17 protein-coding genes and 1 pseudogene are annotated in these 18,681 nt (G+C 40.0%); 10 read left to right on the top strand and 8 right to left on the bottom strand.

Translation table 11 applies throughout. The features are described 5' to 3' along the window. Positions 1–63 precede the first annotated feature (63 nt). The 3 genes from ubiD (at position 64) to P20495_RS10575 (ending at position 2,927) form a co-directional block, all read left to right on the top strand. Positions 64–1,530 carry a 4-hydroxy-3-polyprenylbenzoate decarboxylase gene (gene ubiD / locus P20495_RS10565; protein WP_007377345.1) on the top strand — a complete coding sequence of 489 codons (1,467 nt, stop codon included), beginning with the start codon at positions 64–66 and terminating at the stop codon, positions 1,528–1,530. A 109-nt stretch (positions 1,531–1,639) separates the two neighbouring features. Continuing rightward, complete coding sequence (gene fre / locus P20495_RS10570; protein ID WP_008136172.1) at positions 1,640–2,353, top strand: NAD(P)H-flavin reductase; 714 nt, start codon at positions 1,640–1,642, stop codon at positions 2,351–2,353. A 163-nt stretch (positions 2,354–2,516) separates the two neighbouring features. Then, on the top strand, positions 2,517–2,927 hold the full coding sequence (locus P20495_RS10575; RefSeq protein WP_007377343.1) for a CBS domain-containing protein: 411 nt from the start codon (positions 2,517–2,519) through the stop codon (positions 2,925–2,927). A 54-nt stretch (positions 2,928–2,981) separates the two neighbouring features. On the opposite strand, the gene add is transcribed toward P20495_RS10575, so the two are convergent. The 8 genes and pseudogenes from add to cyaY all read right to left on the bottom strand — a co-directional run bounded on the left by add (position 2,982) and on the right by cyaY (position 12,779). Continuing rightward, positions 2,982–3,983, bottom strand: a complete 1,002-nt coding sequence (gene add, locus P20495_RS10580) for an adenosine deaminase (RefSeq protein ID WP_008136170.1) — start codon at positions 3,981–3,983, stop codon at positions 2,982–2,984. A gap of 125 nt (positions 3,984–4,108) precedes the next feature. Beyond that, positions 4,109–6,792, bottom strand: a pseudogene (locus tag P20495_RS20525) (CHASE domain-containing protein). A gap of 88 nt (positions 6,793–6,880) precedes the next feature. Next, positions 6,881–7,990, bottom strand: a complete 1,110-nt coding sequence (locus P20495_RS10585) for a heme biosynthesis HemY N-terminal domain-containing protein (RefSeq protein ID WP_008136164.1) — start codon at positions 7,988–7,990, stop codon at positions 6,881–6,883. Continuing rightward, positions 7,987–9,828: a uroporphyrinogen-III synthase gene (locus P20495_RS10590; RefSeq protein WP_008136161.1), complete on the bottom strand. Its 1,842-nt coding sequence runs from the start codon at positions 9,826–9,828 to the stop codon at positions 7,987–7,989. Before P20495_RS10590 ends, P20495_RS10585 begins: the two co-directional genes overlap by 4 nt. After that, positions 9,829–10,767 (bottom strand): hydroxymethylbilane synthase, encoded by a 939-nt coding sequence (hemC, locus tag P20495_RS10595; protein WP_007377338.1) that lies wholly within the window; start codon positions 10,765–10,767, stop codon positions 9,829–9,831. It abuts the gene before it with no gap. Positions 10,768–10,802: 35 nt separating this feature from the next. Next, positions 10,803–11,780 carry a DUF2914 domain-containing protein gene (locus P20495_RS10600; protein WP_007377337.1) on the bottom strand — a complete coding sequence of 326 codons (978 nt, stop codon included), beginning with the start codon at positions 11,778–11,780 and terminating at the stop codon, positions 10,803–10,805. Between the two features lie 22 nt (positions 11,781–11,802). Further along, entirely contained in the window at positions 11,803–12,459 is a 657-nt protein-coding gene (locus P20495_RS10605) for an alpha/beta hydrolase (protein ID WP_007377336.1), read from the bottom strand. Next, the gene (gene cyaY, locus P20495_RS10610; RefSeq protein ID WP_007377335.1) at positions 12,456–12,779 is read right to left on the bottom strand and encodes an iron donor protein CyaY; all 324 of its coding nucleotides are present in this window, start codon (positions 12,777–12,779) and stop codon (positions 12,456–12,458) included. Before cyaY ends, P20495_RS10605 begins: the two co-directional genes overlap by 4 nt. Before the next feature lie 157 nt (positions 12,780–12,936). Here cyaY and P20495_RS10615 point away from each other — a divergent pair, with 157 nt between their 5' ends. From P20495_RS10615 to P20495_RS10645, 7 genes are all read left to right on the top strand, one after another. Further along, positions 12,937–13,131, top strand: a complete 195-nt coding sequence (locus P20495_RS10615; RefSeq protein ID WP_008136157.1) for a lipoprotein — start codon at positions 12,937–12,939, stop codon at positions 13,129–13,131. Then, a complete protein-coding gene (lysA, locus tag P20495_RS10620) occupies positions 13,132–14,385 on the top strand; it encodes a diaminopimelate decarboxylase (RefSeq protein ID WP_008136156.1) in 1,254 nt (417 codons plus the stop codon). 64 nt (positions 14,386–14,449) lie between these two features. Next, the gene (gene dapF, locus P20495_RS10625) at positions 14,450–15,280 is read left to right on the top strand and encodes a diaminopimelate epimerase (protein WP_007377332.1); all 831 of its coding nucleotides are present in this window, start codon (positions 14,450–14,452) and stop codon (positions 15,278–15,280) included. Then, entirely contained in the window at positions 15,277–15,888 is a 612-nt protein-coding gene (locus P20495_RS10630) for a DUF484 family protein (RefSeq protein WP_008136155.1), read from the top strand. Before dapF ends, P20495_RS10630 begins: the two co-directional genes overlap by 4 nt. Beyond that, complete coding sequence (locus tag P20495_RS10635; RefSeq protein WP_008136153.1) at positions 15,885–16,829, top strand: tyrosine recombinase XerC; 945 nt, start codon at positions 15,885–15,887, stop codon at positions 16,827–16,829. Before P20495_RS10630 ends, P20495_RS10635 begins: the two co-directional genes overlap by 4 nt. A 10-nt stretch (positions 16,830–16,839) precedes the next feature. Next, a complete protein-coding gene (locus P20495_RS10640; protein WP_007377329.1) occupies positions 16,840–17,547 on the top strand; it encodes an HAD-IA family hydrolase in 708 nt (235 codons plus the stop codon). 28 nt (positions 17,548–17,575) lie between these two features. Further along, a complete protein-coding gene (locus P20495_RS10645; protein WP_008136150.1) occupies positions 17,576–18,679 on the top strand; it encodes a retroviral-like aspartic protease family protein in 1,104 nt (367 codons plus the stop codon). Positions 18,680–18,681: the final 2 nt, after the last annotated feature.

Here is an 18,681-nt window from a genome sequence, read left to right as displayed (position 1 = left end):
AATGACTTGCCTTGCATGAAATGGGTATAATACTTCAACTCTTTTGCTTAATAGCGGCCCACAATGAAATATAAAGATCTACGTGATTTTATCGATTTACTTGAGAAAAAAGGCGAACTTAAACGTATCACCCAAGAAATCGACCCGTATCTTGAAATGACCGAAATATCTGATCGCACATTGCGTGCAAAAGGTCCTGCGTTATTATTCGAAAATCCAAAAGGCTACGATATGCCGGTGCTTACCAACTTATTTGGTACACCAAAGCGCGTTGCTATGGGAATGGGCCAAACAGAGGTTAGCGAGCTACGTGAAGTCGGTAAACTGCTCGCTTTTTTAAAAGAGCCTGAGCCACCAAAAGGCATTAAAGAAGCTCTAGGCGCTATACCTATTTTTAAGCAAGTGCTTAATATGCCAGCAAAAGAAGTTAAAAAAGCGCCTTGCCAACAAGTAGTTTTAGAAGGTGATGATGTCGATTTAACTAAGTTGCCCATTCAGCATTGCTGGCCAGGTGATGCAGCGCCATTAATTACTTGGGGCCTTACGGTCACTAAAGGCCCATATAAAAAACGCCAAAATCTGGGTATTTATCGCCAGCAATTATTAGGAAAAAATAAAATAATTATGCGTTGGTTGTCACATCGTGGTGGCGCGCTTGATTTTCAAGAATGGTGTAAAGAAAACCCAGGGCAACCTTACCCTGTATCGGTAGCACTAGGTGCCGATCCTGCCACTATATTAGGTGCCGTAACGCCTGTACCTGACACTCTAAGCGAATATGCATTCGCTGGCTTATTACGTGGTAGCAGAACCGAAGTTGTAAAATCTATTTCAAATGACCTACAAGTCCCTGCCAGTGCAGAAATAGTACTTGAAGGTTACATAATGCCTGGTGAAATGGCGCCAGAAGGCCCTTATGGTGACCATACCGGTTACTATAATGAAGTAGATGACTTTCCAGTAATGACGGTCACTCACTTAACGCATCGTAAAGACCCTATTTATCACAGCACATTTACTGGCCGACCGCCTGATGAGCCTGCGATTTTAGGTGTAGCACTTAATGAAGTGTTTGTGCCGATATTACAAAAGCAATTTCCTGAAATTGTCGACTTTTACCTTCCGCCAGAAGGATGCTCGTACCGTATGGCGATTGTAACAATGAAAAAACAATATCCTGGCCATGCCAAGCGCGTGATGATGGGGGTTTGGTCGTTCTTACGTCAGTTTATGTATACCAAGTTTGTAATTGTGTGCGATGACGATATTAATGCCCGTGATTGGGAAGATGTTATTTGGGCTATAACAACCCGAATGGATCCAGCGCGTGATACAACATTAATAGAGAACACACCTATTGATTATCTCGATTTTGCATCGCCAGTCTCTGGCCTTGGTTCAAAAATGGGAATGGATGCTACCAATAAATGGCCTGGCGAAACCACCCGCGAATGGGGCGAGCCTATTGTTATGGATAAAGACACCAAAGACCGCGTAGATGATATTTGGGAAAGCCTTAATATTGTTTAAGTGTTTATATGTAAGTACATAACAGGCTATAAAATAACCCTGCAGATATGTTAGAATCGAGTCATTCGATTGCGTATCTGCTGTTAAAAGCGCTGCTAAAAGGTAAAAAATGCAAACATTAAAAGCTGAAGTTGTAGCTATCAGCCCACTTACAGAATTTGTTCATAAAGTAATTTTAAAGCCACAACAACCTGTGACCTTTGAAGCTGGCCAATACATGCAACTCGTATTAGGCGAAAAAGACAAACGTGCTTTTTCTATTGCTAGCCGCCCTTCACAGTGCGATGCAATAGAACTGCATATTGGCGCATCTGGTGCCGATTCTTATGCAATGCAATCGTTAGAACATTTACGAAACGCCCATACCACAGGGCAGTTAGTAGACATTGAAGCTGGCCTAGGTATTTCACAGTTGCGCCTGCAATGTGAGCGTCCTATTATTTTACTCGCCGGCGGTACTGGTTTTTCATACGCAAAATCAATGGCTGATCACTTAGCTGAAATTAAGTGCGACCGTCCTGTATTATTTTACTGGGGTGTAAAAGAAGAGTCAGCTTTATACGCGCACACAGAAATGCAAACATGGGCCGATAGCCATAAAAACTTTGAGTTTATCCCTGTGGTAGAAAATCCATCAGCGAATTGGCAAGGTCATACTGGCTATGTACACAAAGCCGTAATGCAAGATATCGTATCACTTGCCCCATATGATATTTATATGGCGGGTCGTTTTGACATGATAGGTATAGTCCGTGATGACTTTATTACTCATGGTGCAATTCGTGAAAACATGTACGCCGACGCATTCGCATTTATAAAGTAATTAAAATTAACTTTTACTTATAAATAAAGGCACCTAGTGCCTTTATTTTTATAATAACAAAAATTCAATAGTTAAAATCTATCAATCTCATCAGTATAAACAATTTCCTAAATCCCTATCTATAAACCATACTTTGTATAGAACATCAGCGGGAGAGACCCAAATGCTAAATACAAAAGTAAAAGATTTTATGCAACGCAAGTTACCAAACATAACACCAGATACAGAAATGACCACCGCTATAGCAGAACTACAAAAATTTAAACTGCTTGGTGCACCAGTATTCGATAAAGATAAATGCCTAGTCGGATTTATTTCCGAACAAGAGCTTTTAAAGCCACTTATGCAAAGCAGTTATTTTTGTGATGGTATAGTAAAAGTATCGCAGCTTATGCAAACAGGAGTCGTTACTATAGATGGTGATACAAATATTATTGAGCTTGCTGAAAAAATGCAGCCTGGTAAACCAAAAAACTACCCAGTTGTAGATGGCATTAAAGTAATCGGTATGATCAGCCGGGCAGATGTACTTAAAGCACTTTACGATAATTACATAAGCTGCCAAACACACTAAATTGCAGATAACAAAATGCCGCTTATATAAAGCGGCATTTTTAATACTCTTAAATTAACGTGCGCTAACGATTGCCGAAAGTTCTTTTTTATCGCCATCGCTTAAAAATGCTATTTCTAATGCATTTGCTTGGGCTTTTTCCATATCAGCTTGAGATAAACCAGCTTGAGGTGCTGCAACTGCATATTCATACTCAATTTCAATCCCTTCCACAGCAGGATCATCAGTATTAATACACGCTAAAATACCGTGATCTAAAAACTGCTTAAGTGGATGCTTAGCTAGGTCGCTCACTGTACTGGTTTGAATATTACTTGTTAAGCATGACTCAATACCAATGCGATTATCGCGTAAGTAATCCATGAGCTTTGGATCTTCAATGGCTTTAACGCCATGCCCTATTCGGCTCGCCCCTAATTCATTAATTGCTTGCCAAATACTCGGAGCACCAAGAGCTTCTCCAGCATGAATAGTCGATGCTAAATAGGCATTTCGTACCTGTTTAAAGTGCGCTACAAACAACTCACCCGGGAAGCCAATTTCGTCACCCGCTAAATCAACCGCTACTAAATCATTTTTAAATGCGAGTAATGCATCAAGCTCTTTCTGGCATGTTTTTACGCCATAAGTACGCGATAAAATACCAATTAAATTTGCTTTTATGTTTGCGCCTTTTGTTGCTGATTTAATACCATCAACAACCGCTTCTACAACCCCTTGCGGGTGTAAACCTTGGCTTTGTGCCATATAGTAAGGGCTAAAACGAAGCTCTACGTAATCAAGGCCTTGGGCTTGAGCATCTTCAATGTTTTCAATCGCTATGCGCCTACACGCATCGTAGTCGCCAAGTACTGCAACACCCCAATCTAACTTTTGTAAAAAAGCCATAAGATTTGGCTCAGGATCAATAACTTGAACATGAGGAATGAGTGCCTCAACATTATCTGCAGGTAACTCTATATTAAACTGACGACCAAGTTCTAATATGGTTTGCGCACGTACATTACCGTCTAAATGGCGGTGAATATCTAGCAAAGGTAATTTTCTATTGATCATAATAGCAACCCAGTTTAGTTAAATTTGCGCGCATGATACGCAGATATAGTTATTTTTCAAGTCTATATGGTTTGCGGTAAGTTTAAGCGGTCATATGTCTGCTTTTTGTGCAAAAATAACGTAACTTATTTATGTGATAAATGATGCCACAGTGTTTTAAATAGCGTATTAGCATCAATTGGCTTGGTTATATAGTTATCCATTCCACAAGCAACTGCTTTTTTAACATCATCATCATGCGCGTTGGCAGACAAACCAATAATAGGTAAATCAATCAGCCCTAAATCATTACGGATAACTTTGGTTGCCTGTAAACCATCCATATTTGGCATTTGAATATCCATCAGCACAATGTCATAACTATTGGTAGTCAACATTTTTATTGCTTCAAACCCATCACTCGCAATATCAGCTACACACCCCTTGGTCTTTAATATTGCACTAGCAACATGTTGATTTAAAGAATTGTCCTCAACTAAAAGCAGCTTATAATCAGTAAACGATAAGCTCTCAACATCTATCTCATTATATTGTTGCTGTACCTGCTCTGCTTTTGGTAGGGGGGAATTCAACGGCACACTAAATGTAAAAGTAGAGCCTTTACCCTCGTGGCTAGCTAAATCAATAGCCCCTCCCATCAACTCAACCAGTTTTTTGCAAATACTCAAACCTAGTCCTGTGCCACCATATTGTCGAGAAGTAGAACTATCGGCTTGAGAAAAAGGTTTAAACAACTGTTTTTGAGCTGCTTCACTAATACCAATACCCGTATCGTTAACACTAAAATAAGTCATCTTTTTTGATTGCCATACTTTAAGTGTTATGCAGCCTTGCGCTGTAAATTTAACTGCATTATTAAGTAAATTTAAAAGTATTTGTTTTAAACGAATAGGATCGGTATGAATAGTTAAGTTTGTTGTTTTATCGTAATCGAGATGCAATTCCAGTGACTTAACATCTACTTCAAATTGCATTAAATTCGTCACTTCATCCACTAAGCGACCCACATTAATTGGCTCTTGTACTAAATCAAGTTTGCCAGCTTCCATCTTAGAGAAATCGAGTACATCGTTTAATACCCTCAGTAACACACCAAGCGCACCATCCGCTTGCTCTATATAAGTTCGAGCCTGTGGCCAATCATTTTGCTGCAGCGCTAAATAGTGCAGTCCTTTTATACCATTAATAGGTGTGCGCACCTCATGACTCATATTAGCTAAAAACTGGCTTTTAATATGGCTTGCTTCATCAGCTTTTTGCTTTTCTTGACGTAAAACACGAGTTTGTTTTGCCACTTGCTCACGAATTTGTATATTTGTACCAGTAACCGAAATCAAAAAAGTTATTAATAACCACACAAATAGCATACCTACTATTTGTGCAAGCCAATACATTAACCATGATGTTCTAACTACAGGCTCATGTAATTGCACTTGCCAGATCCGCTTGCCAATAAGTAATTGGTATTCTTTTAATAGTTCAAAAGAATGAGTATCGGCTGTGTAAATACTCTGTTTTTGATTGGGTAAAGTCACATCTAAAAAGCTAGCTGCAACGAGGTTATTTTGGTCAAATAATAACGATTGCGATAATTTTTTAAGGCTTACTACTGCAACAACAAACCCTTTAAAGTCATCTTCAGTAGTGGAGTTTCCAAAAACAGGGTGCAAAAATAACACACCTTTTTCTTGCGTATTTTGTACTAAATCGATGGGCTCACTTAGCACTAGCTCATTTAAAATTTTTGCTTTGTGTAATGCTGCCGCCCTCCCTTTATTTGAGGCTAAGTCAAAACCAACAACACTTGCATTACCAATCAATGGGTATGCATAAAGTACAGGGTAATAAAAGTCACGTGAACTTACTGGCTCCCATACCCCTTCTGACCATCTTTCTTTTACATAGTAATCATCAATGTATTGAGTGTTTTCTGAGCGTTCAAAATCGGCTAATTGCTCTGCTGAAATGTAAGGTACCCATTCAAATGCAACAATTTCTTGACTATAACTAAGCTGTTTAGAAGTGAATAGCTTAAATTCATCAAAAGTCACCTCATCACTACTTGCAAAAAATGTTGCTAGCAAGCTTAGATGGGCTGACACTTCATCAATTCGTTGGCTTATAGCATCTTGAACAGACAATATTTTAAGCTCTTGTTTTTGTATTTCTTTTCTTTTTTAAAATTAGACGCAGTATAAAATCCTGCACTAATAATGATATATATCATTAGAGAAGGAATAATAACCTGCAGCCTATTTTGAACTTGTTGATAGTTAAACCCAGCAAGCACCAGCGGAGTAAAAATTAATACTCCAACGCTATCACCTATCCACCATGCGATAAAATTATCAATAGCGCCATGTGCTGGTATTACGTGATTACTAACTAATAAAAACGTACCGACTCCTGCAGCCAGAACACAACACACTGGACCAGCTATAAATAAGCTTTGTATACAATGCTTTAAAGAAGAGAGATCAAGGGGGGCTTTTATAACTTTTGTAATAAATTGAGCGCCTATCCATGCTTGCAACACAGACGCTGTAGTAACTAACAAGGCTTGAATGGCAATTTGCCAATTGAAGATATCAGATGCGCTATCGAGGTTAACTATATTTGTTAATAACGCACCAATAATGATGCCAGGTAAAGCTCTACGATTCCACAGTAAAAGTCCAGCCAGTGCAATGCCCGAAGGAGGCCATGAAGCAACGGCATAACCATCAATAGAAAGAAGAAGATTACTAGCAAATCCAGTTAAAAAGTAAGCACTGGCTAGGCTGAAAGTTAATACGAATAAATTTTTCAATACTCAGCTCCTATACCTGTACTTACATTTAGTTTAGTTTAGTTTAGTTTAGTTTAGTTTAGTTTAGTTTAGTTTTTCATATTTAAGCTCATTGATACAAAACCAGTGCTTTCTCAGTTTGTGCACTTTTACTATAGCTTAGCGCAGCTTGTTCCGCGTACTGTTTTTTATTTTCAGAGTTCAACGCTTTATCAAATACCCTTGCGGCTAAATCATAGTCACCTTGTGCATTGGCAAGGCAAGCAAGTGCTAGTAATAAAGCATTATTACTTTCATCTTTTTTAAGGCGCTCTTGAATGCAGGTCTGCAACTTGATTGCATCAGCATTGGCTGCGCCATTTAAGATATGGGCAAGTTGATTGTGCTGTTCGTTGTGTTTAACCATTTTTATCAAGTCGCCCTCAATTACAGCTAGCTGACCTATCGCTGCCATTTTCGCTAAATAAGCAGTATGCGCATAAGCTTGTAGCTTTTTAGGAAGCTGTTTATATTTATGTGTAATTTTTTCAATTGGCAGAGCTGAAAAGTAAGCATTAAAAACACATGTCCACTGCTCGCTTGAAAACACCTTTTTGCGTAACAATCTTGGTAAAACGTCTTCTAAAGCATTAAAGTGCTGCTGTTGCACCAACACTTCGGTATACAGCTTTAACTCAAGCGCAGTAGCTTTTTTAGATTCGGCGCTTACACGCATCTGCGATTCAATTGCGCTACTATCGCCACTTGCTAGCCAAAGTTTCGCGACTTTTAGTTGATGCTCAGGGCTTATTTCAAATAAACGCTCAAGTGCTTTATCTGTTTGATTATTAGCAAGCGCTGCTTTTGCAAGTAATGCTAAGCGAATATCTTCAAACTTATCTGGCACACTATTACCCGATAAAGCCTGCTCTACATGCTCATAATCATCGTTAATAGCACTCCACAGAGCCTGCTCAATAGCTGCTTGTTTGCGCTCTTGATTACGTGCAAAAAAGCCATGTTTAGTATTATGATAAATCGATAATAAGTAGCGGATTAGCTTATATGTAATAAATACGATCGCAGTAATAACAATCACTGTACCGCAAAAAGCAATCATAGTGCCCTCAACTGTATAGTTATTAAATGAGAAAAGGACATAACCTTTCTCATTTATAACGTAAGGAGCTACACCAATAACAAGTACTAACGCAATAACCAGTATTATTAGCCCTATCATTGCACCCACTCCTTAACCTGCTGTGTACTTTGAAGTGTTACTTTAGGGTTAAAGTTAAGTGATTCTTTTTCAAGACTAGCTATTGATTTTAAAACCCTTTGTGTAGCGTTATCGTCTTTCTTAAAATACTCATCAACTAAGCGTTTTGCTTCACTTAAAGTACTAAAGTAAATGCTAGCTTGTTTACTAAGTAACGCATCTTGTGCCTGAGTAATATAAAGCTTAATACGTTGATTAACGAGGTGACGCTCTTGCTCATCAAGAAATGGAGCAACTACTCCTCCTTCTCGATGGTGAAGTGTTAAAAAGCTGTCTAAGAAGCGACCCCAGCTGTTATTTAAATTCTGCTGCCAATCATTTATGTCTTCACTTAATACATTTTCATCTACTTCGGTAACTTCTTCTGGCAAATTAACCGCATTAAAAACTAAGTCGTCAATACTGCTTAGTACACTGTTTAGCTGTAAATAAATAGCCTCTGTTGCTATTGGTTTGAGGCTATCAAGTGTTTGTATGTCTTGCATAATAGCTTGGCGAACTTCAACTGTTCCTGGATGCTCACTAAGTAATCCATCTAAGCGTTTTAAAACAGCACTAGTGCCTTGGTAATCTTTTTCAGCCCATAGTTTAAACTCAGCCATACGTTGTAAACTGGTTACTTCTTGTGGGTTTAGAGACGAGCCTTGTTGCTGCGCCTTTTGCAAAGCGGCTTTCAATTCTTGCTGATTTTGAGCTGTACTTTCACTGAGGGCTGTGGCAATTTTTTTCTCACTATTAAACAGCGCTTGCTGTAAATTAGATTGCGCCGATTTAAGTGCTTGCAGCTCTTGAACGAGTAACTTATTTTGCTCGCTTAACTCATTAACGGCTAGGTTTTGCGCCTTACCAGCATTTAATTTTTGATAAAACTCGTATCCAACACCAGAGGCCACAATTAACGAAATTAAAAGCGCAAGTGCTGCAACCTTACTTACCTTTTGTTTATTTTTGTCTGCCGTATTTTTTGTAGCTACAGGCTCTTGCTTTGTTGATTTAGCTGAGGCTGTGTTAGCTGTTGTTGGTGTGGCTTTTTCTGCCGTAACTGGCTTTGACTGTTCGCTCATGTTGCTACCTTGCTGATTTATGCAGGTAAACATAGCATCATCGCTAGCCCCTGCTGCAATATGTATATTAGCCAAGCTTACTTGTTGCAGCTTTAAATAAGCGGCTATCCGCTCGCTGGCAACATAAAATTGGCACTGTTGTAACCATTGTAGTTGGTGTGCAGCAAGGCTTTTAAATATAGCATCAACTGCAGCATTACTTGTTATGACTATACCGTGTACATTCTGGCTTTTCCAGTGGTCTGTCCAGTTAGGGGGAATACTCTTTGTGGGTTCACGTTTGTACACAACACAATTATTTAAAAAAGCACCGCGCTCTTTGAGCGTTTTAGCTAACTCAGGGCGGCCACCTTGCCCCTTAACTAACACTATATTACTGCCATCAACCTCTGCGAGTGATTTAAGCGCAAGCAACCCTTCTGAATCATACTGCTTTGGTAATGCTGCGCGCACACCAAATTGCTCATATATAATGTCGGCTGTTTGTTGCCCAACCGCATAAAATTGAGCTTTAGTATTTATATCGGGTTTTAATTGCGAAAGTGCACTGACTGCATCTTGCGATATAAATATTATTTTATCCGCATTTAACAGCGGACTAAGTTCAGTGCTAGAGGGTGTTAAATGCGTTATTTTTAATACCGGAAACAAAGACGCCTGATAACCCGCTTGCTCAAGTTGCTGAGCAAGGGCTGCGCCTTTTCCTTCGGGCCGAGTTATCAGAATATGTGTCATTTATGCGTCTCTATAAACTTCAGCTAATATTTTATCTGCACCTTGAGCTAGTAATTTTTTAGCAAGCTCAATACCTAATTTTTCTGCGTCATTTACATGACCTGTTACTTCGTCACGTAAAATTTCACTGCCATCCACAGCGCCAACTAAACCACGTAAATGTACTTGCTCGCCATCAACTAATGCATAAGCACCAATAGGAACTTGGCAGCCACCTTCTAAATAGCGGTTCATAGAGCGCTCTGCGTTTACGCGAATACGTGTTTGTGTATGCTCAAGTGGTGCAAGTAATGCTTTTGTTACTTCATCATCAATACGACACTCGATACCTACAGCGCCTTGACCATTTGCTGGTAATGACACTTCTGGCTCTATGTAATCAGCAATACGCGACTCCATTTCTAAACGAATAAGCCCCGCTGCCGCTAAAATAATAGCATCGTATTGGCCGTCATCTAATTTACCTAAACGCGTATTTACATTGCCGCGTAAATCACGAATATCTAAATCAGGGCGAAGCGCTTTAATTTGACACTGACGACGCAAACTAGAAGTACCTACAATAGCGCCCTGTGGTAACTCGCCTAAATTAGCAAAGTTATTTGATACAAACGCATCACGCGGATCCTCACGCTCACAAATAGTATGTAGTTCCAATCCTTCTGGGAACTCTACTGGCACGTCTTTCATAGAATGCACGGCAATATCAGCGCGACCATCTAACATAGCTTGCTCTAGCTCTTTAACAAATAAGCCTTTACCGCCAATTTTAGCCAATGGCGTATCTAAAATTATATCCCCTTGCGTCGACATAGGGACTAATTCTACGCACACATCTGCATGAAAACGCTCAAGCTCTGCTTTCACAAATTCGGCCTGCCAAAGTGCTAAGGCGCTTTTACGCGTTGCGATACGTACTAATTTTGTTTTTTCTGTCATAAGGGTATCCAATTAATTACTGCGTTTAGCTAGTTTTAGTCTGCTAAAATTCTAAATTCTTTTTGAGCTATCAAGTTACCTTGCCCATCAACGACATCTACACGCCAGTGACCTGTTTGCGTGGCCATAATATTTTTCGTTGAGTATGTTCTGTAGCGAGTAGAGGTTACATTGAGCGAAATTTCAGCCATCGTAGTGCCCTCAAAAGACCACACATGCTTTACCTGCTGACCTTGTAAGCCTTTAAGTTCACTAAAAAATGATAATGACTCCTCAAACTGACTTAAACGAATGTCAGCAGCAAACACATTAGTAGGCTCACGTCGGCTTACTTTTCGAGTAAGTACTGCACGGCTAATTTTACCCGTGTCTATTTGCGCGCCCAATGCCACACTTGCAACTTGCGCGGTAGGCGAAAAACCTTCAGTGCCACTCAATGCGCCATCATCGTTTTCTAGCTCTAAGAGTAAGTCGCTCTGATTGGCTAGCTCAGCTTCATTTTGAGCTTCTGCGATTTCTTCTTGTACTTCATTATCAATATTTGAGTTTAACTCTATATTGATGCTTTCGCTTTGATCAGTAACAATATCGTTGTTAGCTAATAAAACCGTATTATTATTTACAAGTTCGACTTCGCCTAGTGTTTTACTTGAGATGTTTTTTTGATTTTCGTTTTGCGCAGCTGACAACGGTTCGATACTCGTCTGCGTTATCTCCACAGACTCATCTGGGATATTGTTTACCGATAATTCTGGCTCAACATCCGTTACTTCATCGCTTGTCTGGTTCTCTGCGTTATTACTAAAACTTAAAAAGTGCTCTTGCTCATTTGGATGCTCGCCTTGTTCTGCACTGACTGACGTTGTTAAACCATACACAACAGCTGCAGAGGTCATTAATACCAACATAGCAATACTCACAATACGACGCCAATTCCACTCGTAGCTTACCGTTGGTAAGCTCTCTTGTAGTTCGCGTTTAACATTTGCTTTAATAACTATTTTTTGACTCATATTGACCTCAGCGATTCCAAAATTAACTTAAACGAGCAACCAACCATTGGCGAATAGCTTGCAATTCTTCTGCGCAAACTTGATGAGCCATTGGATATTCTTGCCAGCTTACATCCATGTTATGTGCTGTTAATACTTCAAACGCACTTTTACCTGCGCTATAAGGTACAACATTATCTTGACTACCATGCGCCATAAATACATTTAAATCGGTATGTTTTGCTTCATCAGCAAATTTTTGTGGCACACACATATAAGTAGAAAGCGCCATAACACCGCCAAGCTTTTGCTCAAAGCGCGGCGCTAAATGCAGCGACACAACACCACCTTGAGAAAAACCTGCTAAAATAATTTTATTAGCAGGTATGCCATTTGCTATTTCTGTGTTGATTAATTCTTCTACTTTAGCAGCCGAATCTCTCACACCTTGCTCATCAGCGCGTTTATCTAACTCTATAGATTTAATATCGTACCAAGAGCGCATTTCCATACCACCATTTATGGTGACCGGTTGTACTGGCGCATGCGGAAAAATAAACCGTATACCAAGCTCGCTTGGTAGGTTTAATTGCGGTGCTACTGGTGCAAAACCATCCCCAGAGTCGCCTAAGCCATGTAACCAAATAACGGTCGCTTTGTGCTCACCTTGGGCTGGGTATTCTACAAATTCTAAACTCATAGTGTTGATTGCCATTTAACTTCTTGGCCAGCTTGGCGCGTTGACGCTTCATTAATAAATGCCCAAAATTCTGCACCAGAGCGATTATCAATCCATAACCCATCGCGCATTTCAAAATGATGACCGTTAAACTTAGTCGCAACCCATACTTGATGAAGAGGTGCTTGCTTATTGATCACTATTTTACTTTTATCAGGAAAAATAATTTCTAAAATACCTTGTGCCGATTCATAATCTAAATCAGCTTCGCAATCATCAACCTGCTCTTCAATAGTGAACATAAGGGCTTCGGCTAATTGGTGATATTCGTGTTCAGTCATTGTTATTTCCTTTGCAGGCGAGCCGCCTAATATTGGGTACGTTTTAGCTTTAAAAGTATGCAGCTAGTGTAACAGGAATAAAATCATCCGCGAATAGCTGCATTTTTTAGATATTCTGTTACTCTGCGATTATAAAGCCAGCAACCGTATTAATCTAATGAAAGCGACACATACCTTACAATTAAAAAAACTATTAATAAGCACTGTACTGTTAAGCGCCTTAGCTGGCTGCGGACAAAGCGGTCCGTTATATTTACCAGAGCCACAAACAGAGCAAAACCAACCTCAAAATACAGCTCAGCCAGCCACTACCGCTGAGCAAGCCAAAGCACAGCAAAGTCAGGAGCAATAAATGGATTATTTTAATTACAAAAACAACCAATTATTTGCCGAAGACGTCAGTGTGGCAAGCATAGCGCAGCAATACGGTACGCCATGTTATGTTTACTCGCGTGCTACATTTGAGCGCCATTACTTAGCGTTTGCTAACGCCACTACAAATCACAAAAGCCTGGTATGTTACGCTGTAAAAGCAAACTCAAATATTGCCGTGCTTAATATATTAGCGCGCTTAGGTTCGGGTTTCGATATTGTATCCAAAGGCGAACTTGCGCGTGTAATTAAAGCAGGTGGCGACGCCTCTAAAGTGGTTTTTTCAGGCGTGGCTAAAACGTCTGACGAAATAGCGTATGCATTAAAGCTGGGTATTAAATGTTTTAACGTTGAATCAGCCTCTGAGCTTGAACGTATTTCTGAAGTGGCTTGCGAGCTTAACCTAGAAGCGCCTATTTCTATTCGCGTAAACCCCGATATAGATGCAAAAACACATCCGTATATTTCTACCGGTTTAAAAGAGAATAAATTTGGTATTGATATTCAAACAGCAGTGAGTGTTTATCAACAAGCAGCGGCTTTACCTGGTTTAAAAGTAATTGGTGTCGATTGTCATATTGGCTCTCAATTAACGCAAGTCAGACCTTTTTTAGAAGCCCTTGATAAACTAATGGCGCTTATTGATGAGCTAAAAACTAACGGTATTGAGCTAACTCATTTAGATATTGGTGGCGGTTTAGGCGTACCGTACAACAACGAGCAACCACCGCACCCAAGTGAATATGCAGCGCAAGTTACCGAGCGCTTAGCTAACTATAAACACCTTGAACTAATTTTTGAACCAGGGCGCGCTATTGCAGCTAACGCAGGTATTTTAGTTACTCAAGTTGAATTTATTAAACAAAACCAAGACAAATTTTTTGCCATTGTAGATGCTGGTATGAACGATATGCTTCGCCCTGCGCTTTATCAAGCGTGGCAAAAAATTATTCCGGTATCCGTGCGCAACGACGAAACACCGACTCACAACTTTGATATTGTGGGGCCGGTGTGCGAAACCGGCGACTTTTTAGGAAAAGACCGCGAACTTGCACTCAAACAAGGCGATTTACTCGCACAAAGAAGTGCGGGGGCATATGGTTTTACCATGAGCTCAAACTACAACTCGCGCCCGCGTGTTGCAGAAATAATGGTAGATGGTCAGCAGCATCACCTTATTCGCGAACGCGAAACTATTGAAAGCCTTTATCAAGGTGAGAAAGTTTTACCATAAACGTTTTTGTCTACTAGCTGCTCTGTGGCATGATTAGCACAGAGCAAAACCGAATTAGAGCGCTATGTTAGTTAATTTTTCCAAAATGCACGGCTTAGGCAACGACTTTGTTGTGATTGATAACATTACACAAAATGTTTTTTTGTCGCGAGATCAAATCAAAAAACTGGCAGATCGCCATTTTGGCATTGGCTTTGACCAATTACTGATGGTTGAAGCGCCGTACTCTCCCGATCTCGACTTTCATTATCGAATTTTTAATGCCGACGGTACCGAAGTAGAGCAATGCGGCAACGGCGCACGCTGTTTTGCCCGTTTTGTACGTATGAAAGGCCTTACTAACAAGCACAAAATTAGTGTATCGACCAAGTCGGGCAACTTAACGCTCTACATAGAAAAAGACGGTCAAGTAACGGTTAACATGGGCCATCCTAATTTTGAGCCAAGTAAAATCCCTTTAAAAGCCAGCAAGCGTGAGCTTACTTATATTATTAGAACGCAAGAGCACACGGTATTTAGTGGCGCGGTATCTATGGGTAATCCGCATTGTGTGCTGGAAGTTGACGATATCACTACCGCCCAAGTTGATATATTGGGTCCATTGCTTGAAAACCATGAACGCTTTCCGCAAAAAGCGAACATTGGCTTTATGCAGGTTGTATCGCAAGAGCACATTAAATTAAGAGTTTGGGAGCGCGGCGTTAACGAAACCCTAGCGTGTGGAACTGGCGCGTGTGCAGCAATGGTTATTGGTCATATTCAAAATAAATTATCAACAACCGTTCAAGTCGATTTGCCAGGTGGAAGTTTGCAAGTACGCTGGAGTGGCGAAGGTCACCCAGTACGTATGACAGGCCCAGCAGAGCATGTATTCGATGGACAAGTCGCGCTATGACCGAGCTAAATAAAGAGCAAGTTATTGATTACTTGCAGCAACACCCTGATTTTTTAATTCAGCATCCAGAACTACTAGTCCAACTTGAACTGCAGCAGCAAACTCAAGGTACAACATCGCTAGTACATATTCAACAACGCCAGCTACGCGAGCATAATACGCTTTTAAAAAACCAAATAGAGACCATGAGCCAACACGCAACTCAAAACGAGTTTGTTTATCGCTTATTTAGTCAATGTCATCGCCAGCTTTGGAGTAACTACGACTTCAATACATTAGCAAGTAACTTACAAAATATTATTTGCACAAACCCAACAATAAGCAATTGTAAATTATTAAAGTACAACAAAAATTATGATGAACTGATTGCTCACCGCCTAACTAATTCAAGCCATTATTTAGGCCGCATAGATCAACAAGAAAGCCTGTTGTTATTTAATGAAACAACACAATCAACGGCTATTTACTTAATTGGAGAGGCTGTAAACCCAATTGCCATATTGGCTTTTGGTAGCAATAATGCTAACCATTTTGAGCCCACACAAGATAATTTATTTGCTCTCGATTTTGTACGTTCATTACAACTACGTTTACTTGAACTAGCATGAGTGAAGACGCGCCTAACATTACCCAATTAAGCGACAATTGGCGCACACCCATAATGCTATTTAGCGACTATTTAAAGTTTGAAAAACAATATTCAGCGCACACAGTTAATCAATACGTAAGCCAGCTTAGCTTTGCAGCTCTTTATTTTAACAAATTATGTGATGACTGGTTTGGCGTGCAAGGCGAGCATATTCGCCGCTACAGCATGGCACTGCGTTCAAAACAATTAAGTGGCCGTACTATTAGCTTAAAGCTCAGCTGCATTCGCAGTTTGTATAAGTTTTTAAAAGCAAAAAACATTGCCGAGCAATCGCATTACCATAATCCGGCAGTGGGTATAAAAGGCCCTAAGTTTGCAAAGCCTTTACCTAAAAACCTCGATGTAGATCAAATGGCACGCTTGCTCGAAATACCCGACGACGAACCTCTCGCTATTAGAGATAAAGCAATGATGGAGTTGATGTATTCATCAGGGCTGCGTATAAGCGAGTTAGTTGGCGCTAACATGCAAGATATTAGCGCTGCCAATGGCGAAATTTTAGTGCGTGGTAAAGGCAATAAAGAGCGGTTAATTCCGGTGGGTAAAAAAGCGTTAGACGCATTAAAAAAATGGCTCACAATACGCCCTCAGTTTACAAAGCCCGATGAAATAGCCATTTTTTTAAGTAGCCAAAAAAATCGTATTTCGATTCGCCAAGTACGCCTGCGTATGCAAGAGTGGGGAATAAAACAAGGTATTAGCTCGCAGGTTCACCCGCATAAGCTGCGCCACTCGTTCGCGTCACATATTTTAGAATCATCTGGTGATTTACGCGCCGTGCAAGAATTACTAGGGCACAGCAGTTTGTCGGCTACACAAGTGTATACACATTTAGATTTTCAACATTTAGCCAAGGTGTACGACAACACTCACCCTCGTGCAAAAAAACGAACTGATTAGGTAAATAAAAATGATCCGATTTAATCGTGCTATTAAGCCATTTTCTGTCATGAGCTTTGATTTAGACGACACTCTTTACAACAATCACCCCATCATAAAAGCAGCGGTTAAAGCGCAGCAAGATTATTTAAATGCGCTCCCTAGCTACTTAGCCCAAGGCCCAAAATACTGGCAACAATGCCGCAATGAGGCCGTATTACAGTTACCTGAACTTGCTGATAACGTCACTAAATGGCGCCAACATACATTGCGCTTAGCCCTTTCTAAACTAGATTTGAATGAGGAAGAGGTAGAGCATCATGCCGATGCTGCCTACAACGCCTTTGCCGATGCGCGCAGTAAAATAGTGGTAACCGATGACGTACTAAAGCTGCTAGATAACTTAGCCCAGCACTTTACGCTGGTTGCTATAACTAATGGTAATGTTGAAATTGAACGCTTTAACTTACACAATAAATTTTCGCTTGTATTACAAGCCGGTATGCACGGTAAAGCAAAACCTCACAGCACCTTATTTGATAAAGCCGCCGAGCACTTAAACGTTGCTAAAAGTGAAATTTTACACATTGGCGATAGCCTAGATACCGACGTACAAGGCGCAAATAATGCCGGTTGCCAATCGGTATGGTTAAACGATCAAGACGCCAATTATGCTTATAAAGGGCTAGCTGATATTGAAATAGCCAATATTCATGCCCTAACGCACTTTATTAAATAATACCAATTGCATTAAATAAGAGGTCACAATGAGCCACTATACCAAGCCAATTACCTTGTTATTAATTGGCTCACTTAGCCTTAACGCTTATTTATTGTGGCCGCAGCCCGCGCCAACCAAAGTACAAAAAACGCAAGGTACTGAAAAAAGCATATCGCCTAAACAGCAAAATACGCTATTAAATACGGCAAAGCAGCAGTTTAAAAAACACCAATTTGAAGCCGCACTTAGTAGCTATCAACAACTCAAAAGCAGCAATCCAGAAATCGCAATAAACCTTTATTCATCGTGGCTAGTGCAGCTTAAAACATGGCTAAATAGCAATTTATTACTCAGCGAATCATTTCTCAATGCGCTATTAAATAACAACCCTTATAACGTAGAGTTACTTAATTTACAGGTTGAGTATTTAATAAATAGCGAGCAAACACAAAATGCCATTATTGCTTTATTTGAGCTTAATTTATTACTGCCTGCTGATCAGCAAAGTAACGTAAATACACGTTTAAATACGCTCACTCAAAACGAATTACACACATTAACTGAGCAACAAAATTGGCAAGCTATTATTGAGCAAACACAAATTTGGCTCGACTATAAAAGCGAAAACGCACAGTTTTTATATCCGCTTGCGTATGCCTACTATCAGCAAGGTGATTTAATTAGCGCACAAGCAACCCTTGATCGAATGCCAAACCAGCACAATCTGAAAAGCCAAGTGCAAACACTGCAAGCTATGATCAATAAAGCACAATCGCAAGACGACTTCGTTGCTTTAACGCCTTACGGCGCGCACTACTTAATAAACACCGAAATAAATAATAATCTATCGACCGAATTAATGATTGATACAGGCGCAAGCATAACCTCGCTACCTACTAGTATAATTGAGCAAATTTCGCCACAACCCTTATATTTAGGCGATGTAACGGTCAACACAGCTAATGGTCAAATTGTTGTAAAGCGTTATCAAATTGAATCGTTTAGAGTGGGCTCGCAAATTATTTATGGTTTTGAAGTGTTGAGCATTGAAAACACACGTGGGCAAGGTTTGCTAGGAATGAACTTTTTATCGCGATTTAAATTCAATATAAATCAGCAAACAGATGAGCTAGAGTTGAGCGCTAAATAATT

The organism is Pseudoalteromonas sp. BSi20495 (genome assembly GCF_000241185.1).
Lineage (GTDB): Bacteria > Pseudomonadota > Gammaproteobacteria > Enterobacterales > Alteromonadaceae > Pseudoalteromonas > Pseudoalteromonas fuliginea.
The sequence above is the reverse complement of the archived record's forward strand: the minus strand, read 5'-3'. Positions and strand labels throughout refer to the sequence as shown.

What these genes read in the sequence shown, in the direction of transcription:
- P20495_RS10590 (WP_008136161.1), bottom strand. Translation starts at nt 9,828, where the DNA reads ATGACACATATTCTGATAACTCGGCCCGAAGGAAAAGGCGCAGCCCTT.
- hemC (WP_007377338.1), bottom strand. Translation starts at nt 10,767, where the DNA reads ATGACAGAAAAAACAAAATTAGTACGTATCGCAACGCGTAAAAGCGCC.
- P20495_RS10585 (WP_008136164.1), bottom strand. Translation starts at nt 7,990, where the DNA reads ATGATAGGGCTAATAATACTGGTTATTGCGTTAGTACTTGTTATTGGT.
- P20495_RS10640 (WP_007377329.1), top strand. Translation starts at nt 16,840, where the DNA reads ATGATCCGATTTAATCGTGCTATTAAGCCATTTTCTGTCATGAGCTTT.
- P20495_RS10645 (WP_008136150.1), top strand. Translation starts at nt 17,576, where the DNA reads ATGAGCCACTATACCAAGCCAATTACCTTGTTATTAATTGGCTCACTT.
- P20495_RS10615 (WP_008136157.1), top strand. Translation starts at nt 12,937, where the DNA reads ATGAAAGCGACACATACCTTACAATTAAAAAAACTATTAATAAGCACT.
- P20495_RS10635 (WP_008136153.1), top strand. Translation starts at nt 15,885, where the DNA reads ATGAGTGAAGACGCGCCTAACATTACCCAATTAAGCGACAATTGGCGC.
- lysA (WP_008136156.1), top strand. Translation starts at nt 13,132, where the DNA reads ATGGATTATTTTAATTACAAAAACAACCAATTATTTGCCGAAGACGTC.
- P20495_RS10605 (WP_007377336.1), bottom strand. Translation starts at nt 12,459, where the DNA reads ATGAGTTTAGAATTTGTAGAATACCCAGCCCAAGGTGAGCACAAAGCG.
- P20495_RS10575 (WP_007377343.1), top strand. Translation starts at nt 2,517, where the DNA reads ATGCTAAATACAAAAGTAAAAGATTTTATGCAACGCAAGTTACCAAAC.
- dapF (WP_007377332.1), top strand. Translation starts at nt 14,450, where the DNA reads ATGTTAGTTAATTTTTCCAAAATGCACGGCTTAGGCAACGACTTTGTT.
- cyaY (WP_007377335.1), bottom strand. Translation starts at nt 12,779, where the DNA reads ATGACTGAACACGAATATCACCAATTAGCCGAAGCCCTTATGTTCACT.
- add (WP_008136170.1), bottom strand. Translation starts at nt 3,983, where the DNA reads ATGATCAATAGAAAATTACCTTTGCTAGATATTCACCGCCATTTAGAC.
- P20495_RS10630 (WP_008136155.1), top strand. Translation starts at nt 15,277, where the DNA reads ATGACCGAGCTAAATAAAGAGCAAGTTATTGATTACTTGCAGCAACAC.
- fre (WP_008136172.1), top strand. Translation starts at nt 1,640, where the DNA reads ATGCAAACATTAAAAGCTGAAGTTGTAGCTATCAGCCCACTTACAGAA.
- ubiD (WP_007377345.1), top strand. Translation starts at nt 64, where the DNA reads ATGAAATATAAAGATCTACGTGATTTTATCGATTTACTTGAGAAAAAA.
- P20495_RS10600 (WP_007377337.1), bottom strand. Translation starts at nt 11,780, where the DNA reads ATGAGTCAAAAAATAGTTATTAAAGCAAATGTTAAACGCGAACTACAA.